The sequence below is a fragment of the Streptomyces sp. NPDC003023 genome, assembly GCF_042888225.1.
In the GTDB taxonomy this organism is placed as follows: domain Bacteria; phylum Actinomycetota; class Actinomycetes; order Streptomycetales; family Streptomycetaceae; genus Streptomyces.
In genome coordinates, this window is record NZ_JBIAPL010000001.1 from 931954 (window position 1) to 949591 (window position 17638).

Consider the following 17638-nt stretch of genomic DNA (forward strand, 5'->3'; position numbering starts at 1 on the left):
GGACGCATGCACACCGACATCGAGCGCTGCGTACGCGCCGTCCGGTCGAAGGACGCGCGGTTCGACGGATGGTTCTTCACCGCCGTGCTGACCACGCGGATCTACTGCCGCCCCAGCTGCCCGGTCGTGCCGCCGAAGGTCGAGAACATGACCTTCTACCCGAGCGCCGCCGCCTGCCAGCAGGCCGGTTTCCGGGCCTGCAAGCGGTGCCGGCCCGACACCAGCCCCGGCTCGCCCGAGTGGAACGCCCGAGCCGACTCCGTCGCGCGGGCCATGCGCCTGATCGCGGACGGCGTCGTCGACCGTGAGGGCGTGCCGGGCCTCGCCGCGCGGCTCGGCTACTCGGCCCGGCAGGTCGAGCGCCAACTGCTGGCCGAACTGGGCGCGGGGCCGCTCGCCCTGGCCAGGGCACAGCGCGCGCAGACGGCGCGGCTGCTCATCGAGACGACCACGCTGCCCATGGCCGAGGTCGCGTTCGCGGCCGGCTTCTCCTCCATCCGTACCTTCAACGACACCGTGCGCGAGGTCTTCGCACTCGCCCCGAGCGAGCTGCGCGAGCGGGCCGGACGCGCCCGCACCGCGCCCTCGCCCACCCCCGGAGTGATCGCGCTCAGGCTTCCGTACCGGGCACCGCTCAACCCGAGCAACCTCTTCGGCCACCTCGCGGCGACCGGTGTGCCGGGCGTGGAGGAGTGGCGGGACGGGGCGTACCGGCGCACGCTCTCCCTGCCGTACGGGCACGGGATCGTCGCCCTCACCCCGCACCCGGACCACATCGCCTGCCGGCTGTCCCTCACCGATCCGCGGGACCTGACCATCGCCATCAGCAGATGCCGCCGGCTGCTCGACCTCGACGCCGACCCGGCCGCCGTCGACGACCAGCTGCGAAACGATCCGCTGCTGGCCCCGCTGGTCGACAAGGCGCCGGGCCGGCGCGTGCCGCGCACCGTCGACGCGGCCGAGTTCGCCGTACGGGCCGTCCTCGGCCAGCAGGTCTCGACGGCCGCGGCCCGCACCCACGCGGGCCGGCTGGTCCGGACGCACGGTGTGCCGGTGGACGACCCGGAGGGCGGTCTCACCCACCTCTTCCCGACGTCCGAGGCGCTCGCGGCCCTCGACCCTCAGTCCCTGGCACTGCCCCGCAGTCGCCGTACGACCCTGACCACGCTGGTCGCCGCCCTCGCCGACGGGACGCTGAAGCTGGACCCCGGCAGCGACTGGGACCGGGCACGCGCCCAGCTCGCCGGCCTGCCCGGCTTCGGGCCGTGGACCGTCGAGGTCATCGCGATGCGCGCCCTCGGCGACCCGGACGCCTTCCTGCCCACCGACCTCGGCATGCGGCGCGCCGCCGCCGAACTGGGCCTGCCGGCCACGCCCGCGGCCCTCACCGCACGCGCGGCGGCCTGGCGCCCCTGGCGGGCGTACGCGGTCCAGTACCTGTGGGCGTCGGACGACCACCCCATCAACCACCTTCCCGCCTAAGGAAGTCCAGCCATGACCAGCCCCACCACCACGACCAGGCGCCACACTGTCGTCGACAGCCCCTACGGCCCGCTCACCCTGGTTGCCACCGACGGCGTGCTCAGCGGTCTCTACATGACCGACCAGCGGCACCGGCCCGCGGAGGAGACCTTCGGGGACCACGACGAGACGCCCTTCGGCGCGGCGATCGACCAGCTCGACGCGTACTTCGCGGGCCGGCTCACCCGCTTCGACCTGCCGATGCACTTCGAGGGCACGCCCTTCCAGCACCGGGTCTGGGAGCGGCTGCGGGAGATCCCGTACGGCGAGACCCGCACCTACGGCGAGCTGGCGGAGGAACTCGGCAACCGGGGCGCCTCCCGTGCGGTCGGCCTCGCCAACGGCAAGAACCCGATCGGCATCATCGTGCCCTGCCACCGCGTCGTCGGCTCCTCCGGTGGCCTCGTCGGCTACGGCGGGGGCCTCGACCGCAAGCGGCGGCTGCTCGCCTTCGAGCGCGGCGCGGGCGACGAAGCGCTGTTCTAGTCAGTGCCCGTCCCGGCAAGTTCTGCCCTGTCGCGCCGCCCAGCACGCGCCTTCGCACGCACAGGGCGACGCTCCTTCACGGGCAGACATTGCCGGTCGCGGCACCAGTCAGGACTTGGCGCCGTCTGCGAGCCGCTCCAGCAGCGCGGGAAGCGCCGTCCCGATCGGCTCCCGCACGACCTCCTCGGCCAGTTCGTCGTACGGCGTCGGCTCGGCGTTCACGATGATCAGCCGTGCGCCGTGCTCGGCCGCGACGCCGGCGAGCGACGCCGCAGGCTGGACCTTGAGCGTCGTGCCGACCGCGACGAGCACCTCGCACGCCTTGGCGACGGCCATGGCCTGACCGAGGACTGCCGGGTCGAGCCGTTCGCCGAACATGACCGTCGCCGACTTCAGGATCCCGCCGCACGCCGTGCACGCGGGGTCATCCTCACCGGCGACCACCCGCGCCAGCGCGTCCGCCATCGGCGTCCTGACGTGGCAGCGGGTGCAGGTCACCGTGCGTGCCGTGCCGTGGAGTTCGAGCACTTTGCGGTCGGGCATACCGCCGCGCTGGTGCAGCCCGTCCACGTTCTGGGTGATGACCCGAACCGCGACCCCCGCACGCCGGTCGAGCTCGGCCACGGCGCGGTGCGCGACGTTCGGCTCCGCGTTCCAGGTGGAACTCTCGCGCCGCATGATCCAGGAGCGGCGCCGGATGTCGGGGTCGGACATGTAGCAGTCGTACGTGACCAGCTTCTCGGCTTCCGGATCACGCCGCCAAAGGCCCTGCGGGCCACGGTAGTCGGGGATGCCGGAGTCCGTGGAGATGCCGGCGCCGCTGAGGATCGCGACGAGAGTCATACGATCGAGCCTACGCAGCCCGCCCGGGCGTTCGCGAGATCTTTTGCCCGGCCCCCGGCCCCCGGAGCGTGGACGGGCGTGCGCAGCCCGCTCGTCCGTTCGCCCACCTCGCGGGCACCGCCGGTGCTACCGTCCGCCCATGGCGAAGGTCTCGGTCAGTCTGGATGCGGAACTCGTTGTCGAGGTCATGGTGCTCGCGGGCGTGGGCAACCCGCAGGACGCCGTCGAACTGGTCGTACGCGACTACATCGAGCGCGGTCACCGGACGGAGGCGCGGGTGGCGGCACGCGACGAGGCCCGCACCGAGCGTGATCTCACGCCTCCCGATCACCAGGGCTGACCGCGCGGTCGACACGCGGCACGCGTTCGTGTTTCACCACCATCCGGCCCCTGCGATGTCGGACGATGAGGGGTGGCACGCCCTCCGGCGCTGCCGATAGGGTCGTGGCGGCGCGACTGCCTGTTCGATAGCAAGGGATGCAAGGTGACGGACGGAGCAGTTACTCAGCCCGCGTGTGTGCTCGTCGCGGCTGACAAGTTCAAGGGCTCGCTCACGGCCGTGCAGGTCGCGGAGCGGGTGACGGCCGGCCTCCGGCGTGTGGTGCCCGGCCTGGCCGTGGAGGCCCTGCCCGTGGCCGACGGCGGCGACGGCACGGTCGCCGCGGCGGTGGCCGCGGGGTTCGAACGCCGCGAGGTCCGGGTCACGGGGCCGCGCGGCGAGGCCCTCACCGCGGCGTTCGCCCTGCGGGACGGCACCGCCGTGGTCGAGATGGCGGAGGCGTCCGGCCTCCAGCACCTGCCGGCGGGCGTCTTCGCACCGCTGACGGCGACCACGTACGGCTCGGGAGAGCTGCTGCGCGCCGCGCTCGACGCGGGCGCGCGCACGATCGTCTTCGGCGTCGGCGGCAGCGCGACCACCGACGGCGGGGCCGGGATGCTGACCGCGCTCGGCGCGCGCTTCCTCGACGCCTCTGGAGCGCCGGTGCCGCCCGGTGGGGGAGGACTGCGCGAACTCGCCACGGCCGACCTGTCCGGACTCGACGCCCGTCTCGAGGACGTGGACCTGATCCTCGCCAGCGACGTCGACAACCCGCTCACCGGCCCGAAGGGCGCCCCGGCCGTCTACGGTCCCCAGAAGGGCGCCACGCCGGAGGACGTCGCCGTCCTCGACGCGGCGCTCGCGCACTACGCCTCCGTCCTCGGCCCCGGCCCGGCGGACTCGCCCGGCGCGGGCGCGGCCGGCGGCATCGGCTACGGGGCCCTCGTCGCCCTCGGCGCGAGCTTCCGCCCCGGCATCGAGGTCATGCTCGACGTACTGGGCTTCGCCCCCGCGCTGGACCGGGCCACGCTCGTCATCACCGGCGAGGGCTCACTCGACGAGCAGACCCTGCACGGCAAGGCTCCCGCGGGCGTCGCGGCGGCCGCCCGTGCCCGCGGCATCGAGGTCATCGCGGTGTGCGGCCGGCTGGCCCTCCCTCCGGAGGCCCTGGGCCACGCGGGCATCCGGCGCGCGTACGCCCTGACCGCGATCGAACCCGACCCGGCGAAGTGCATGGCTGAGGCCGGACCGCTGCTGGAACGGGTCGCGGAGTCGATCGCACGCGACTTCCTGTCCTGACGTCCGGCCGCTCGGGGGACGGCGGCCCTTCCCCCGCCTGACGCCCCCTGCCCCGAACACCGCGCCCGACGCGGTGTTCGGGCGCCCCGGCGCTCGACGCCGGAGACTCTCAGGCCTTCACGCCGAATCGGCCGAAGCCCGGTTGTCCTCGACATGGACGACGCTCAGCTCGGTGCCGTCCCGATGACGCTTGGACCGCCCGCACAGCCCGACGGCGATCTCCGACCGGTCACCGGGCTCGTCAGGGCCGACATAGGTGAGAACGTCGTTGTGATGCCCGGTGACGACCCAGCCCTCGGCATCCTCGGGGTCGATCACCCCGAAGTCCCCTGCCGAGGATCCGGCCCGCGCCGGGCCGAACTGCCCGAGGATCTCGGTGGCCTGCTCGGCGAGCTCTCCCTCCGGAGCGGTCAGCACGACACAGGTGCCGTGCTCGAACAGCACCCACGACTTGTGAGGGTCGGCGAGGAGCCGCTTCCAGACGTCCACGAGTATCCCGGTGTCCATGGCGGTCATCATGCCGCAGGGCACCGACACCGGGTGACGGCCGCCCGGCGTCCGTGGGGTGCGTACGCGACCCGGCGGGGAACACGCCCCGCGGCGGCGGAGGCCGCCCTGTGCACGGCGCCCGCCTGCCCCGTTCCGCACTCGCTGTGCGCACGCACAACGTGACCCCGGCGCCGCTGGTCGGACGCAGCGAACCCGGCCGCGGGCCTCGACCCCGCCGCCCGTCCGGTGCTGATGTTGGCCCCCGACAGGCGAGCCGACGACCGGCGAGCCGGACAAGGGGTTGCGTATGGCCGCCGCGCTGGAGGTGCGGGCGCTGTCCGTGGGGTACGGGCCCGTACGGGCGTTGCGGGACGTCTCCGTCGAGGTGCCCGAGGGTGCCGTCGTCGCCGTGCTCGGCGGCAACGGCGCCGGCAAGTCCACCCTGCTGCGAGCGGTGTCACGCACACTGCCGTTCCAGCGAGGGCAGGTCACCGCCGGGAGCATCAGTTTCGAGGGCTGCCCGCTGGACGGCCTCAGCGCCGCCCGGGTCGTGGCGGCCGGGGTCGTCCAGGTACCGGAAGGCCGCCAGGTCTTCGCCCGGATGACCGTGGCGGACAATCTGCGGGCCGGCACGCTCGGCGTGCGCGGGCGGCGGGAGTCCGCCGCCGCGCTCGCCCGCGTCCACGAACTGTTCCCCGTGCTCTCCGACCGGGCCCATCAGAAGGCGGGACTCCTGTCCGGCGGCGAGCAGCAGATGCTCGCCATGGGGCGGGCGTTGATGGCCAGGCCCCGGCTGCTCCTCCTCGACGAGCCCTCGCTCGGTCTCGCGCCGCTGATGGCGGCGCGGATCGCGGAGACGGTCCAGGAGATCAACGCGGCCGGCACACCGGTCCTGCTCGTCGAGCAGAACGCGGCGATCGCGCTGCGCCTCGCCTCCACCGCATACGTCCTGGACGTCGGCGAGGTCGCGCTCGCCGGCCCGGCCGACGAGCTGGCCGCCTCCGACGAGGTCCGTCGCCGCTACCTCGGTGTCGTCGACGAGACGGCCGCGCAGGACGCCGACCGGGCCGAGCGCGCCGCGCCCGCACTGCGGAGGTGGTCGGCGTGACCACGACGACGACCCCCGCGGACGCGACGCTCGCCGTCGAGGACGTGACCGTCCGTTTCGCCGGCCTCACCGCGCTCGACGGGGTGTCCTTCACCGTCGAGCCGGGCAGTGTGCACGCCGTCATCGGCCCGAACGGCGCCGGCAAGTCGACCACGTTCAACGTGCTCTCCGGTGTCTACCGGGCGACATCCGGCAGCGTCCGCTTCGGTGACGACGAGCTCACCGGACTCCCGCCCCACCGCATCGCGGCGCTCGGCGTGGCCCGTACGTTCCAGAACCTCGCCCTCCCGCCGCACGCCACCGTCGCCGACAGCCTGCTGCTCGGCCGCCACCGGCTCACCCGTACCGGGTTCGTGGCCGCGGGACTGCGGCTGCCGTCGGCGGCTCGCGAGGAGCGGCGGCACCGCGAACGCGTGGCGGAGATCGCCGAGTTCGTCGGTCTCGCGGACGACCTCGACCGTCCCGCCGGCGAACTCCCCTACGGAAAACAGAAACTCGTGGAGCTGGCCCGTGCCCTGTGCATGGAGCCCCGGATCCTGCTCCTCGACGAGCCTGTCGCGGGCATGACCGCCGACGAGCGGCGGCAGACCGCCGCTGTCGTGGCCGGCGTGCGCGACAGCCTCGGTATATCGATCGTGCTCGTGGAACATGACATGGGGGTTGTGATGCGGCTCGCGGACACCGTGACCGTGCTCGACTTCGGACGCCGTATCGCGGGCGGCACACCCGCCCGGGTGCAGAGCGATCCGGCAGTCGTACAGGCGTACCTCGGTACGGAGGCCACGCCGTGACCACGTTCACCGAACTCCTCCTCGGCGGGCTGTCGATCGGCTCCGTCTACGCCCTGATCGCGCTCGGCTTCGTCGTCATCTTCAAGGCGACGGAGGTGGTCAACTTCGCCCACGCCTCGCTGCTTCTCGCGGGCGGCTACATCACCGCCGTCCTCCACGACGACCTCGGCTTCTGGCCGGCGCTCGCCGTCGGGATCGCGGGTGCCGCGGTCGTCGGCTCCGCCGTCGACTTCCTGGTGATGCGCCGTTACCGGGGCTCCGACCACAGCGTCCTCGCCATCGTCACCATCGGCGTCGACATCCTGCTCACCACCGAGCTCACCCGGCTGATCGGCACCGACGTGCTGGCGCTCGGCGACCCGTGGGGCGACCGGGTGGTGAGCCTCGGAGAGATCACCATCGCCCAGACCCGGATCGCGGCGTTCGTCGCGGCGGCCCTGCTCATCACGGCGTTCCTCCTCGCCTTCCGATACACGTCGTGGGGCGTGGCCATGCGTGCCGCGGCCGAGAACCCGCAGACGGCCGCGCTGATGGGGGTACGTCTCGGCCGGGTGTCCATGTCGGCCTGGGCGGTCGCCGGCGCGCTCGCCGCGGTCGCGGCACTGTTCCTGACCGTCTTCCCGACACCCGGCCTGGAACGGGCCACCTCCCTCGCCGCCCTCAAGGCGTTCCCCGCCGCGATCCTCGGCGGCCTGGACTCGACCACGGGTGCGCTGGCCGGGGGTCTGATCGTCGGGGTCACCGAGTCGTTCGCGACGGGCTACCAGAGCGAACTGACCTTCCTCGGCGGAGGCATCGGTGACCTCGCCCCGTACCTGGTGATGCTGCTCGTGCTGCTCGCGCGGCCGGCCGGCCTCTTCGGCACGAAGGAGCTCGCCCGTGTCTGACACCCCACGCCCGGCCCCCGCCGTGCCCCCGTCCCCGCACGCATCGGCCGACAGCGGCTCCGACAGCGGCGCCGACTCCCGCTCCGGCACCGACAGCGGCACCGGCACAGGCACCGACTCCCGCACCGGCACCGGCACCGGCTCCGGCACCGGGACACCCACCGGCACCGGCACCGGCTCCGGCACCGGGACACCCACCGGCACCGGTTCCGGGACCGGGGCGCCCACCGGCGGCACGACCCCGGCGGGCGCACCGCCCGAGCCCCCGGCTGCGGCACGACCGGGCCGCCGCGGCCTGCCCCGCCCCCGTGCCCACGTCTGGGCCGGCCTCTCGCTCCTCCTCCTCGCGCTGCCCTTCTACCTCGACCGGTTCTGGCTCCAGGCGGGCCTGTTCGCGATGGCCGCGGCCATCGGCGCCATCGGCATCAACCTGCTGACCGGCGCGACCGGCCAGCTCTCCATGGGTCACGCCTTCTTCCTGGCCGTCGGTGCGTACGGCTACTGCGTCATGGCCGGCGGCAACGACGTGGAGAGCGGTCACGAACTGGTCGGTCTGGGTCTGCCGACGTGGCTGGCGGCCGTGCTCGCGGTGCTTCTCGCGGGTCTGGCGGGCGGGGTGTTCAGTCCCATCGCCGGCCGGCTGCGCGGGGCGTACCTCGGTATCGCCACGCTCGCGCTGATCTTCGTCGGCCAGCATGTGCTGTTCAACGCCCGTGACCTGACCGGCGGTTTCAACGGCCGCTCGGTTCCTCCGCTCTCCCTCTTCGGATTCGAGTTCGACGACAGCGAGCTCCTCGTCGCCGCCGTGCCCTTCCAGTCCATGGAGAAGCTCTGGTACGTCGCGCTCGTCGCGCTCCTGCTGTGCGGCCTCTTCGCCCGCGGAGTGCTCCGTGGCCGGCCCGGCAGGGCGATGAACGCTTTGCGGGACCACCGCATCGCCGCCGGCGTGATGGGCGTTCCGGTCGCCCGCTACCGCGCCGCGGTCTTCGTGCTGTCCTCGATGTACGCGGGTCTCGCCGGCGTCCTGCTGGCCCTGATCTTCCAGCGGACCGTGCCCGAGTACTTCGGCATGATCCTTTCCCTCGAGTATCTGGCCATGATCGTCATCGGCGGTCTCGGCTCGGTCGCGGGAGCCGTCGTCGGCGCGGTCTTCGTCTCGCTGCTTCCCCAGATCCTCACCCGCTGGAGCGACGCCCTGCCCCTGGTCTCCGCACCGGGCACCGGCGGCGTCTCACCGGGAGAGGCGTCCCGCTATCTGTACGGCGCGGCGGTCGTCGCGGTCGTGCTGTTCCTGCCCGGCGGACTCACCCGCCTCGTTCCGTCCCCTCGGGAGAAGAAATGAAGTCAAGAACGTACGCGGCGGTCCTCGCCGTCCTCGCGCTGACGGTGACGGCCGGTTGCAGCAGCAAGGCCACCGGCGGCGACGGCGACACCAAGGGCGCCGGGGGAGTCAGGACCGACAAGGGGGTCACCGACAAGGCGATCACGCTCGGTGTGCTCACCGACATGACGGGCGTCTACGCCTCCCTCGGCAAGTCCGTCACCCAGGCGCAGCAGCTGTGGGCGAAGCAGACCAACGCGGCCGGCGGCATCTGCGACCGGAAGATCGAGCTGACGGTCCGCGACCACGGCTACGACCCGCAGAAGGCCGTCGCCGGATACACCGAACTCGAGCCGCAGGTGCTCGGCTTCGCGCAGTTCATCGGCTCGCCGTTCGTCGCGGCCGTCAAGGAACGCGTCGACGGCCGGGACAAGGGCCTCGTTCTGCCCCAGGCCTGGTCCGCGAACCTGCTGGGCAGCCCGTACGTCCGGGTCCTCGGTGCCACGTACGACGTCGAGACGATCAACGCCGTCGACTTCCTCCTCGCCGAGAAGCGCATCGCCGAGGGAGACACGATCGGTCACGTCTTCTTCGAGGGCGACTACGGAGAGAACGCGCTCGCCGGTTCCGAGTACGCCGCCCAGCAGGCGGGCCTCACGGTCGTCGAGCAGAAGATCAAACCGACGGACAACGACATGTCGGCGCAGGTCGCGGCCCTGAAGAAGGCGGGCGTCAAGGCGATCCTGCTCAGCGCGGGTCCGCGGCAGGCGGCGTCCCTGGCGGGGGTGGCGGCGGCGGGCGGCTTCGACGTGCCGATCGTCGGCAACAACTCGGCGTTCGCGCCGCAGCTGCTGGCGACGCCGGCGGGACCGGCGCTCGCCAAGGACTTCTACATCGCCTCGTCCACACTCCCGATCGGCGCGCCGGAGCCCGGACCGTCGAAGCTGGCCAAGGAGTACGCCGCCGAGTATCCGAAGGACGGCCTCGACAACGGTGTGATCGCCGGCTACACGGCGGCCACGGTCTTCGGCGAGGCGCTGAAGAAGGCGTGCGCCGACAAGGACCTGACGCGGGAGGGCGTCGACAAGGCGCTGCTGACGCTCAACGCGTACAAGAGCGACTTCGGCATCACCCACGACCTGTCGGACCCGGCGGCGCCGTCCACCCGCGAGAGCTTCATCATGAAGCCGGACAAGTCGGTGCCCGGCGGCCTGAAGGTGGTCCGTCCGGGGACGGCGTCACAGGCGGCGAAGTCCTTCCGGCCGTCGGCGTCGTAGCCGCCGCAGCGCCCCTCGCCGCTCGCCGCTCGCCGCTCGCCCCTCGTCCCCCGGCTCATGGGGGCGAGGGGCGAGGGCGTCCCGTCGCGAGGGCCCTCGGCCGCCACGACGGGGAGTTCTCGCCGGGGGGAGACGACCGTCCCCACCTTGATCGTCCCCACCCTGATCGGCGCCGCGCACGGCGCCGCACCCGACGACGACACCGGAGGCGGCGATACGCACACCTCCGGTCGCGGGGGCAAGGTCCGCCGCCTTCGGTCCGAACCCCCGTGGCGGACCGCCGGCGCGCCGACCCCGCCTGAACTATCGCCGAGCCCGATCACCCCCCGCCATGGGGACAACTGCGTATTGACGGCCGGACACCCGCTGGCCACGGTCGGCTCCGCTGCGGCAAGCTGCTCCGTACGCCGCGCTCATCGTTGCGCGGTGCTCTCTGAACAGGCAGGGGGACGCGAAAGGCAGAGGAATGTCCGACCTGGCAGGAAACGACTACGCACGCATGCTGGAGCTCGCCGTGAGTCTCCTGGAGACCAGGGATCCGGACCATCTGTGGCGTGCCGTGGCGGAGGAACTGATGCGCGCGCTCGGCGGTGACGTGGTGGTCGCCAAGGACGGCGAGTGGGCCGCCGACGGCGGGCCCGTGCGGGCGTGGCGAAGAGGGGCGGGCAGCGCCGCGGAAGTGCCCTCGCGACGGGCCGTACGCCTGATCCGGGAGGGCTACCCCTTCGCCGGGCACTACGGCACCTGCCAGGACCGCGCACCGCGCACCGCGGACCAGCTCACCGGCGCCCGGTGGCGGAACAGCGAGACCGCGAGCGTCCTGCGCCGGCACTTCGGGACCGACCACATGCTGGGCCTGCCCCTGCCGGGCCCCGGCGACCCGGTGCTGGGCTTTCTGATCCACCGCGCCGGCCCCGACTTCGACGAGCGGGCCCTGCGGTACGCGGCGGCCGTTCAGCCGCTGCTGCGCGCGGCCGCGGCCCAGTACGAGCTGCTGACCGGTTACGCGTCGTCGGGACTCGGGGCAGGAGAGCGCCGTGCGGCATGCCCGTCCGGAGCGCGGACGTCCGCCCTCGGCCTCACCCCGCGCGAGACCGCGGTCCTGCGGCTGCTCGCCGAGGGCCTGCCCGCGCAGACCATAGGACGTCGGCTGCACGTGTCGGTGCGGACCGTCCACAAGCATCTGCAGAGCGTGTACCGGAAGCTGGACGCCCCGGACCGCCTCACCGCCGTGCTGCACGCGCAGCGGCTCGGCCTGCTCGACCTGGACGCCCCGCGCCACGCACCGGCGCCCGACGTGCGACAGACGAGGGCACGAGAGGACCTCACCGCGATCGGGCCGGCCATGAGCGCACCGGCGACCTCGTGTCACGGCAACGAGCGCGTGAGCCACGCCACTTCGCCGTTGTCCTCCGTGGAAACGTGATCCCGCTCGAACCCGAGCTTCTCGAGGACACGGAGTGACGCCGTGTTCCACGTGCCGACGGTCGACCAGAGCCGTTTGCGCCCGGTGGCGACAGCGGCATCGAGCACCGCGCCGGCCGCCTCGGTGGCGTAGCCGCGTCCGTGCGCGCGCCGGAACAACTCGTACGCGATTTCCGGCTCCTCCAGGGTGGAGCGGCCGATGATCAACCCGCAGTAGCCGATGAAGTCGCCTTCCACACGGCGCTGGACGGGCAGCAGGGCGATCCCCGTGGTCCTTGTCGCGGCGAGCAGCTTCGCGATGGCGGTCCGGATGTGCTCGACCGTGGGCGTCCCGTCGCCGCGTTCGGAGAGAAGGGCGCTGAACTCGGCGGCGTCCGACTCGGCCCACGGCCGCAGTATCAGGCGCTCGGTCTCGAGGTGGAACGGCATCGTCTCGTATGTGGTCATGCCCCCACCCTGCCCCACGGGAGATCGGTACTTGTCGCCTTCGCGGCGCAATGTGATTGCGCCGCGGGTAAGTTGGTCGCCTTTTTCTTTGTCCGATGATCACCTTGGCCTACGATCGGCACCTATCGCGAGGGGCTGACCTCTCTCGCGCACAGTGGGGACGATTCACGGGGGCGTTGTCTCATGATCACCGGGAAAGCCTGTCATCCGCGGGACAGTTGGGCGCCTCTGCCCTGCCGCGCCACCGCGGCGTCACGTGGTGACGCGGCAGCGGCTGCCCGAGGGCACATCACATGAGCAACTCCGACACCGAGCCCGCGCCCGTGCCCGTGCTCCGTGTTCGGGACCTGAACCACCCGGTCCGGGGCCGGGCCCCGTTCAAGGGCCTGCGGCTCGGTGCCGGCCGGGGCGAGCCGGTGGCGATCACGGATGAGAGCGGCTCGGGGAACCCGGACGGCTCCGGGAACCGCCGCCCGAACGTCCTGCGGCGCCGCCCGCCCCTGTGGCCGATACCGTTGCTGTGGACCCTCGCCCTGGGCCTGTGGGGGCTGTCCCGGCAGCACAGCGTGTGGCGGGACGAGGCCGCGACCTGGCAGGTCGCCCGGCGGCCCGTCGCCGGCATCTGGCACATGCTGGGGGACGTCGATGCCGTGCACGGTCTGTACTACCTGCTGATGCACGGGCTCTTCGAATGCTTCGGGCCCGGCATCACGACCCTGCGTCTGCCCTCCGTGCTGGCCATGGCGGTGGCGGCGGCGTGTGTGACGGTCATCGGCCACCGGCTGGCCGGTACCTGGGCGGGACTGGGCGGAGGGCTGGCGTTCGGGCTGATCCCGGCCGTGCAGTTCTACCTCCAGGAGGGACGCCCGTACGCACTGGTCGCGGCGGGCGCCGGCATCGCCACGCTGCTGCTGGTGACCGCGTTGCAGGGACGCGACCGGAAGGCGCACTGGGCGGCCTACGGTGGCACGGTCCTGCTGTGCGCGCTGCTCAACTGGCTGTCGCTGCTGATACTGTCCGCGCACGCGGTGACCCTGGCCTGGACGAGAACCGGGCGCCGGACATGGATCCGCTGGGCAGCGGCTGTCACGGCCGCCGTGGCCGCCGCCCTGCCGATGATCCTTTTCACCATGACCCAGTCCCGGCAGGTGTCCTGGATTCCCCCGCTGACCTGGCACATGCTGATCGGCCCGGCGGTCCTGCTGGCAATCGGCGCTCTCGGGGCCCTGCTGGACCGGCCAGGGGTGGGCAGACCGTCACTGGCCTCCGTCGCCCTGCCGTTGCTGGCGGTGCCGCAGATCGGCCTGATCGGCGTCTCCCTGGTCAAGCCGCTCTTCCTCGACCGCTATGTCCTGTTCAGCATGCTGGGCCTGGCCCTGCTGATCGGCGCTGCACTGGGTGCGGTGGCACGGAGGGCCGAGCCGCGGTTCCCCCGAGGGTCACGGTGGCTGGTGCCGGCCGTGGTCGCCGTGGCCGTGGTAGCGCTGTGGCCGCAGTCGCTGGCCAAGCGGTCCCCGGCCAGCCGCGTGGACGACGTCCTGGCGGTGGCGGCGGATGTGCGACAGCTCAAGAAGGACGGCGACGCGGTTGTCTTCGTTCCGGCGGCCCGGCGCGACACCGCGCTGGTTTCCCCCGCCGCGTTCGCCGGTCTGCGGGACATAGCGCTGGCGGTGAGTCCTGTGGCGTCCGGGACGCTGAAGGGCGAGGAGGCGAGCCCGGAGCGCATACGGGCCGCGATGCTGGCGCAGCAGCGGATCATGCTCGTCACCGATACGCCCGAGGTGGCCCGGCCGGTGTCGGCGGCCAGGGACAAGGCGAAGATGGCCGTCCTGGAGAAGTCCTTCACGGTGGTGGCGGACCAGCAGGTCCGCGGGCGTCGGGTGACGGTGTACGAGCGGCTGTGACCGGCCCGGCAGAACATCGGGAGGATGGCGGAGAGAACGCGAGGGGAGAACGCGAGGGGCCCGGACCGAATCGAGATTCGGTCCGGGCCCCTCGGGCTCACGCAAGAGGCGGGCTACGGGATCTGCGCCGCCCGTGCCTCGCGGCTCTCGCGCCGGTTGTCACGGAAGGTGTTCACCCTGCGTGCCGTGGCGAACAGCGGGATGGTCGCCGCCATCACGATCTGCAGCGCGCAGCCCATCTGCAGCAGCACCTGGCCGCCCGGCGCGTCGAAGGCCCACGCCGCCAGCATGCCCATGGCCGCCACGATCCAGCAGAGCACCGCCACCGCGAGGACGCCCCGCGGCTTCGGGTACTCGACCCGGCTCACCATCAGCCATGCGGTACCGACGACCGCAAGCAGCGTCGCCTCGAACGGCAGCTCGAGCAGCACGATCGAGACGACCGTGAGTGCGCCGAACGGCGACGGCATGCCCTGGAAGGTGCCGTCCTTCACGGTGACGCACGAGAAGCGGGCAAGCCGCAGCACCACCGCCAGAAGCACAACGATCGCGCCCACCGCCGCGACCCGCTCATGCGCGTCGCTCGCGACCATGCCGTACACGAGCACGAAGTACGCGGGCGCCAGACCGAAGCTGATCAGGTCGGAGAGATTGTCCAGCTCCGCACCCATCGGTGACGACCGCAGCTTGCGGGCGACCAGGCCGTCGAACAGGTCGAACACGGCCGCGCACAGCATCAGTATCACGGCCGTGGCCGCGCTGTTGCGGGCCATGCCCGACTCGTCGCCGGAGAGGTGCGGGATGAGGATCCCGGTGGTGGTGAAGTACACCGCCATGAATCCGCACGTCGCGTTACCGAGCGTGAGGGTGTCCGCTATCGACAGCCTCAGTGACAGCGGCATTTCCTCCGCGTCGCCGTCCTCGGCGTCGTCGACCCAGTTCGTCGCCTGTGTCTCGGGATCAACCACGGTCAATTCGAGTCACCCCCGCGGTCGTGGTCTGACCGACCTCGACGGCGACGTCCACACCTTCCGGGAGGTAGATGTCGACGCGCGATCCGAAGCGGATCAGGCCGATGCGCTCACCCTGCTCGACCTTGGTGCCCTGCGGGATGTACGGGACGATCCGCCGCGCGACGGCGCCGGCGATCTGGATCATCTCGATGTCACCGAGTTCGGTGTCGAAGTGCCAGACAACGCGCTCGTTGTTCTCGCTCTCCTTGTTGAACGCCGGGACGAAGCCGCCGGGGACGTGCTCGACCGACGTCACCGTGCCGGCCAGCGGCGCGCGGTTGACGTGGACGTTGAGCGGGCTCATGAAGATCGCGACGCGGGTGCGTCCGTCCTTCCACGGCATGATGCTCTGCACCACACCGTCGGCGGGCGAGATGACCCGGCCCTGTGCGATCTCGCGCTCGGGGTCGCGGAAGAACCACAGCATGCCCGCCGCGAGCGCGGTGGTGGGCACGGCTACGGCCGCGGCCCGCCGGGAGCGGCGGGACCGGAGCAGGCTGAGTGCGGCGGTGGCGACGGTCGGCAGAAGCCACGGCGATGCTCCGCGAGCGATACGTACGCCACGGAGGCTGTCGCGAGGTGCAGAGGTTTGGCTGTGGGGCATGGATGACCTTCGTAGCGGATGATGCCGCGCTGGCAACGGGGGACGGCGGCTTTCCCGCGATCGTATCGGTTACGACCCGCAACTGGGAAAGCCAGAAGCCGAGTCGGCGGCCGGAAGATGATGACAGGGTGTGATCATCTTCCGGCCGTAACCGACTCAAAAGCGACAATCAACCCTGGTATCGGTACTCCTCGAGCAGCCGACGACCAATGATCATTTTCTGGATCTCGGCGGTACCCTCGCCGATCAGCAGCATCGGGGCCTCGCGGTAGAGGCGCTCGATCTCGTACTCCTTGGAGAAGCCGTAGCCGCCGTGGATACGGAAGGCGTCCTCGACGACTTCCTTGCAGTACTCGGAGGCGAGGTACTTCGCCATCCCTGCCTCCAGGTCGTTTCGCTCCCCGGAGTCCTTTTTGCGTGCTGCGTTCACCATCATCGCATGCGCGGCTTCGACCTTGGTGGCCATTTCGGCCAGCTTGAACTGAATGGCCTGGTGGGAGGCGATCGGTTTGCCGAAAGTGTGACGCTGCTGGGCATAGGAGACACCCAGTTCGAAGGCACGCTGTGCGACACCGCAACCACGCGCCGCGACGTTCACGCGGCCGACCTCGACGCCGTCCATCATTTGGTAAAACCCTCGGCCGGTGGTCCCGCCGAGGACCCGATTGGCCGGAATGCGCAGTCCGTCCATGATGAGCTCGGTCGTGTCGACGCCCTTGTAGCCCATCTTGTCGATCTTCCCGGGGATGGTGAGGCCGGGGCGGACCTCACCGAAACCGGGCTCCTTCTCCACGAGGAAGGTCGTCATCGACTTGTGCGGCGCGGTGCCCTCCGGGTGTCCTTCGTCACTCCGGCACAGAACGGCGACCAGAGTCGACGTGCCGCCGTTCGTCAGCCACATCTTCTGGCCGTTCAGGACGTACTCGTCGCCGTCCTTGACGCCCTTGGACGTGATGGCCGACACGTCGGAGCCGAGACCCGGCTCCGACATCGAGAACGCGCCGCGCACCTCGCCGAGCGCCATGCGCGGCAGGAAGGTGTCCTTCTGCTCCTGCGTGCCGTGCTGCTTGAGCATGTACGCCACGATGAAGTGCGTGTTGATGATGCCGGAGACGGACATCCAGCCGCGGGCGATCTCCTCGACGCACAGCGCGTACGTGAGAAGGGACTCGCCCAGGCCGCCGTACTCCTCCGGGATCATCAGGCCGAACAGACCGAGTTCCTTGAGACCGTCGACGATCTCCTGCGGGTACTCGTCCTTGTGCTCCAGCTCGGTCGCGACAGGGATGATCTCCTTGTCGACGAAATCCCGGACGGTGGACAGGATCTCCTGCTGGACGTCGGTCAGACCTGCGGTCCGGGCGAGTCGCGCCATGACTACTTCTCCGCCTTCTTCGAGGGCTCGATCAGCACCGGCCGGCCGGGCTGCTCACCGCCGCGCTCCTTGATGTACGTCTCGGTCGGAACCATCACCTTGCGCCGGAAGACGCAGACCATGGTGCCGTCCTGCTTGTAGCCCTTGGTCTCCACGTAGACGATCCCGCGGTCGTTCTTCGACTTCGAGGGGGTCTTGTCGAGGACCGTCGTCTCGCCGTAGATCGTGTCGCCGTGGAACGTCGGCGCCACATGGCGCAGGGACTCGATCTCCAGGTTGGCGATCGCCTTGCCGGAGACGTCCGGCACGGACATGCCGAGCAGCAGGGAGTAGATGTAGTTCCCCACGACGACGTTCTTGCCGAAGTCCGTCGTGTTCTCCGCATAGTTGACGTCCATGTGGAGGGGGTGGTGGTTCATCGTCAGAAGACAGAAGAGATGGTCGTCGTACTCGGTGACCGTCTTCCCGGGCCAGTGCTTGTAGACCGCCCCGACCTCGAACTCCTCGTAGGTGCGTCCGAACTGCATCT

Annotated in this window: 18 protein-coding genes; 11 read left to right on the forward strand and 7 right to left on the reverse strand. The window is 71.3% G+C overall.

Translation table 11 applies throughout. From position 1 onward, the window contains the following. Positions 1–6 precede the first annotated feature (6 nt). Entirely contained in the window at positions 7–1482 is a 1476-nt protein-coding gene (locus ACFYV1_RS03860) for an AlkA N-terminal domain-containing protein (RefSeq protein ID WP_389393725.1), read from the forward strand. 12 nt (positions 1483–1494) lie between these two features. Beyond that, a complete protein-coding gene (locus tag ACFYV1_RS03865; protein ID WP_389393726.1) occupies positions 1495–2007 on the forward strand; it encodes a methylated-DNA--[protein]-cysteine S-methyltransferase in 513 nt (170 codons plus the stop codon). 108 nt (positions 2008–2115) lie between these two features. Here the strand turns inward: ACFYV1_RS03865 and ACFYV1_RS03870 are convergent, their stop codons facing one another. Then, positions 2116–2850: an NAD-dependent deacetylase gene (locus ACFYV1_RS03870; RefSeq protein WP_389393727.1), complete on the reverse strand. Its 735-nt coding sequence runs from the start codon at positions 2848–2850 to the stop codon at positions 2116–2118. A gap of 139 nt (positions 2851–2989) precedes the next feature. Here ACFYV1_RS03870 and ACFYV1_RS03875 point away from each other — a divergent pair, with 139 nt between their 5' ends. Together ACFYV1_RS03875 and ACFYV1_RS03880 are read left to right on the forward strand one after the other, a co-directional pair. Further along, complete coding sequence (locus tag ACFYV1_RS03875) at positions 2990–3190, forward strand: DUF2191 domain-containing protein (RefSeq protein WP_389393728.1); 201 nt, start codon at positions 2990–2992, stop codon at positions 3188–3190. A gap of 144 nt (positions 3191–3334) precedes the next feature. Beyond that, positions 3335–4468, forward strand: coding sequence for a glycerate kinase (locus ACFYV1_RS03880; protein WP_389393729.1), 1134 nt, complete (start codon positions 3335–3337; stop codon positions 4466–4468). Positions 4469–4585: 117 nt separating this feature from the next. Here ACFYV1_RS03880 and ACFYV1_RS03885 read toward each other — a convergent pair whose 3' ends face one another. Continuing rightward, positions 4586–4984 (reverse strand): hypothetical protein, encoded by a 399-nt coding sequence (locus ACFYV1_RS03885; protein WP_389394565.1) that lies wholly within the window; start codon positions 4982–4984, stop codon positions 4586–4588. Between the two features lie 280 nt (positions 4985–5264). Here ACFYV1_RS03885 and ACFYV1_RS03890 point away from each other — a divergent pair, with 280 nt between their 5' ends. The 6 genes from ACFYV1_RS03890 to ACFYV1_RS03915 all read left to right on the forward strand — a co-directional run bounded on the left by ACFYV1_RS03890 (position 5265) and on the right by ACFYV1_RS03915 (position 11767). Continuing rightward, the gene (locus ACFYV1_RS03890) at positions 5265–6065 is read left to right on the forward strand and encodes an ABC transporter ATP-binding protein (RefSeq protein ID WP_389393730.1); all 801 of its coding nucleotides are present in this window, start codon (positions 5265–5267) and stop codon (positions 6063–6065) included. Further along, entirely contained in the window at positions 6062–6856 is a 795-nt protein-coding gene (locus tag ACFYV1_RS03895; RefSeq protein WP_389393731.1) for an ABC transporter ATP-binding protein, read from the forward strand. Before ACFYV1_RS03890 ends, ACFYV1_RS03895 begins: the two co-directional genes overlap by 4 nt. Continuing rightward, the gene (locus tag ACFYV1_RS03900) at positions 6853–7743 is read left to right on the forward strand and encodes a branched-chain amino acid ABC transporter permease (protein ID WP_389393732.1); all 891 of its coding nucleotides are present in this window, start codon (positions 6853–6855) and stop codon (positions 7741–7743) included. Before ACFYV1_RS03895 ends, ACFYV1_RS03900 begins: the two co-directional genes overlap by 4 nt. 295 nt (positions 7744–8038) lie before the next feature. Continuing rightward, the gene (locus ACFYV1_RS03905) at positions 8039–9085 is read left to right on the forward strand and encodes a branched-chain amino acid ABC transporter permease (RefSeq protein WP_389394566.1); all 1047 of its coding nucleotides are present in this window, start codon (positions 8039–8041) and stop codon (positions 9083–9085) included. Next, the gene (locus tag ACFYV1_RS03910; RefSeq protein ID WP_389393733.1) at positions 9082–10341 is read left to right on the forward strand and encodes an ABC transporter substrate-binding protein; all 1260 of its coding nucleotides are present in this window, start codon (positions 9082–9084) and stop codon (positions 10339–10341) included. The genes ACFYV1_RS03905 and ACFYV1_RS03910 overlap by 4 nt, the downstream gene beginning before the upstream one ends. 466 nt (positions 10342–10807) lie before the next feature. After that, positions 10808–11767 carry a response regulator transcription factor gene (locus tag ACFYV1_RS03915; protein ID WP_389393734.1) on the forward strand — a complete coding sequence of 320 codons (960 nt, stop codon included), beginning with the start codon at positions 10808–10810 and terminating at the stop codon, positions 11765–11767. On the opposite strand, the gene ACFYV1_RS03920 is transcribed toward ACFYV1_RS03915, so the two are convergent. Beyond that, the gene (locus ACFYV1_RS03920; RefSeq protein WP_389393735.1) at positions 11710–12213 is read right to left on the reverse strand and encodes a GNAT family N-acetyltransferase; all 504 of its coding nucleotides are present in this window, start codon (positions 12211–12213) and stop codon (positions 11710–11712) included. The two genes, ACFYV1_RS03915 and ACFYV1_RS03920, sit on opposite strands and share 58 nt — an antisense overlap. 293 nt (positions 12214–12506) lie before the next feature. Between ACFYV1_RS03920 and ACFYV1_RS03925 the strand changes: the two genes are divergently transcribed. Then, positions 12507–14117, forward strand: a complete 1611-nt coding sequence (locus ACFYV1_RS03925; RefSeq protein ID WP_389393736.1) for a hypothetical protein — start codon at positions 12507–12509, stop codon at positions 14115–14117. A 113-nt stretch (positions 14118–14230) separates the two neighbouring features. On the opposite strand, the gene pssA is transcribed toward ACFYV1_RS03925, so the two are convergent. The 4 genes from pssA to ACFYV1_RS03945 form a co-directional block, all read right to left on the reverse strand. After that, positions 14231–15091, reverse strand: a complete 861-nt coding sequence (pssA, locus tag ACFYV1_RS03930) for a CDP-diacylglycerol--serine O-phosphatidyltransferase (RefSeq protein ID WP_389393737.1) — start codon at positions 15089–15091, stop codon at positions 14231–14233. After that, positions 15078–15734: a phosphatidylserine decarboxylase gene (locus tag ACFYV1_RS03935; RefSeq protein ID WP_389393738.1), complete on the reverse strand. Its 657-nt coding sequence runs from the start codon at positions 15732–15734 to the stop codon at positions 15078–15080. The genes pssA and ACFYV1_RS03935 overlap by 14 nt, the downstream gene beginning before the upstream one ends. A 169-nt stretch (positions 15735–15903) precedes the next feature. Further along, positions 15904–17109 carry an acyl-CoA dehydrogenase family protein gene (locus tag ACFYV1_RS03940; protein ID WP_389393739.1) on the reverse strand — a complete coding sequence of 402 codons (1206 nt, stop codon included), beginning with the start codon at positions 17107–17109 and terminating at the stop codon, positions 15904–15906. 2 nt (positions 17110–17111) lie between these two features. Then, a complete protein-coding gene (locus tag ACFYV1_RS03945; RefSeq protein ID WP_389394567.1) occupies positions 17112–17636 on the reverse strand; it encodes a MaoC family dehydratase in 525 nt (174 codons plus the stop codon). Between the last annotated feature and the right edge of the window lie 2 nt (positions 17637–17638).

What these genes read in the sequence shown, in the direction of transcription:
- ACFYV1_RS03860 (WP_389393725.1), top strand. Translation starts at nt 7, where the DNA reads ATGCACACCGACATCGAGCGCTGCGTACGCGCCGTCCGGTCGAAGGAC.
- ACFYV1_RS03865 (WP_389393726.1), top strand. Translation starts at nt 1,495, where the DNA reads ATGACCAGCCCCACCACCACGACCAGGCGCCACACTGTCGTCGACAGC.
- ACFYV1_RS03870 (WP_389393727.1), bottom strand. Translation starts at nt 2,850, where the DNA reads ATGACTCTCGTCGCGATCCTCAGCGGCGCCGGCATCTCCACGGACTCC.
- ACFYV1_RS03875 (WP_389393728.1), top strand. Translation starts at nt 2,990, where the DNA reads ATGGCGAAGGTCTCGGTCAGTCTGGATGCGGAACTCGTTGTCGAGGTC.
- ACFYV1_RS03885 (WP_389394565.1), bottom strand. Translation starts at nt 4,984, where the DNA reads ATGACCGCCATGGACACCGGGATACTCGTGGACGTCTGGAAGCGGCTC.
- ACFYV1_RS03890 (WP_389393730.1), top strand. Translation starts at nt 5,265, where the DNA reads ATGGCCGCCGCGCTGGAGGTGCGGGCGCTGTCCGTGGGGTACGGGCCC.
- ACFYV1_RS03910 (WP_389393733.1), top strand. Translation starts at nt 9,082, where the DNA reads ATGAAGTCAAGAACGTACGCGGCGGTCCTCGCCGTCCTCGCGCTGACG.
- ACFYV1_RS03915 (WP_389393734.1), top strand. Translation starts at nt 10,808, where the DNA reads ATGTCCGACCTGGCAGGAAACGACTACGCACGCATGCTGGAGCTCGCC.
- ACFYV1_RS03920 (WP_389393735.1), bottom strand. Translation starts at nt 12,213, where the DNA reads ATGACCACATACGAGACGATGCCGTTCCACCTCGAGACCGAGCGCCTG.
- ACFYV1_RS03925 (WP_389393736.1), top strand. Translation starts at nt 12,507, where the DNA reads ATGAGCAACTCCGACACCGAGCCCGCGCCCGTGCCCGTGCTCCGTGTT.
- ACFYV1_RS03935 (WP_389393738.1), bottom strand. Translation starts at nt 15,734, where the DNA reads ATGCCCCACAGCCAAACCTCTGCACCTCGCGACAGCCTCCGTGGCGTA.
- ACFYV1_RS03940 (WP_389393739.1), bottom strand. Translation starts at nt 17,109, where the DNA reads ATGGCGCGACTCGCCCGGACCGCAGGTCTGACCGACGTCCAGCAGGAG.
- ACFYV1_RS03945 (WP_389394567.1), bottom strand. Translation starts at nt 17,636, where the DNA reads ATGCAGTTCGGACGCACCTACGAGGAGTTCGAGGTCGGGGCGGTCTAC.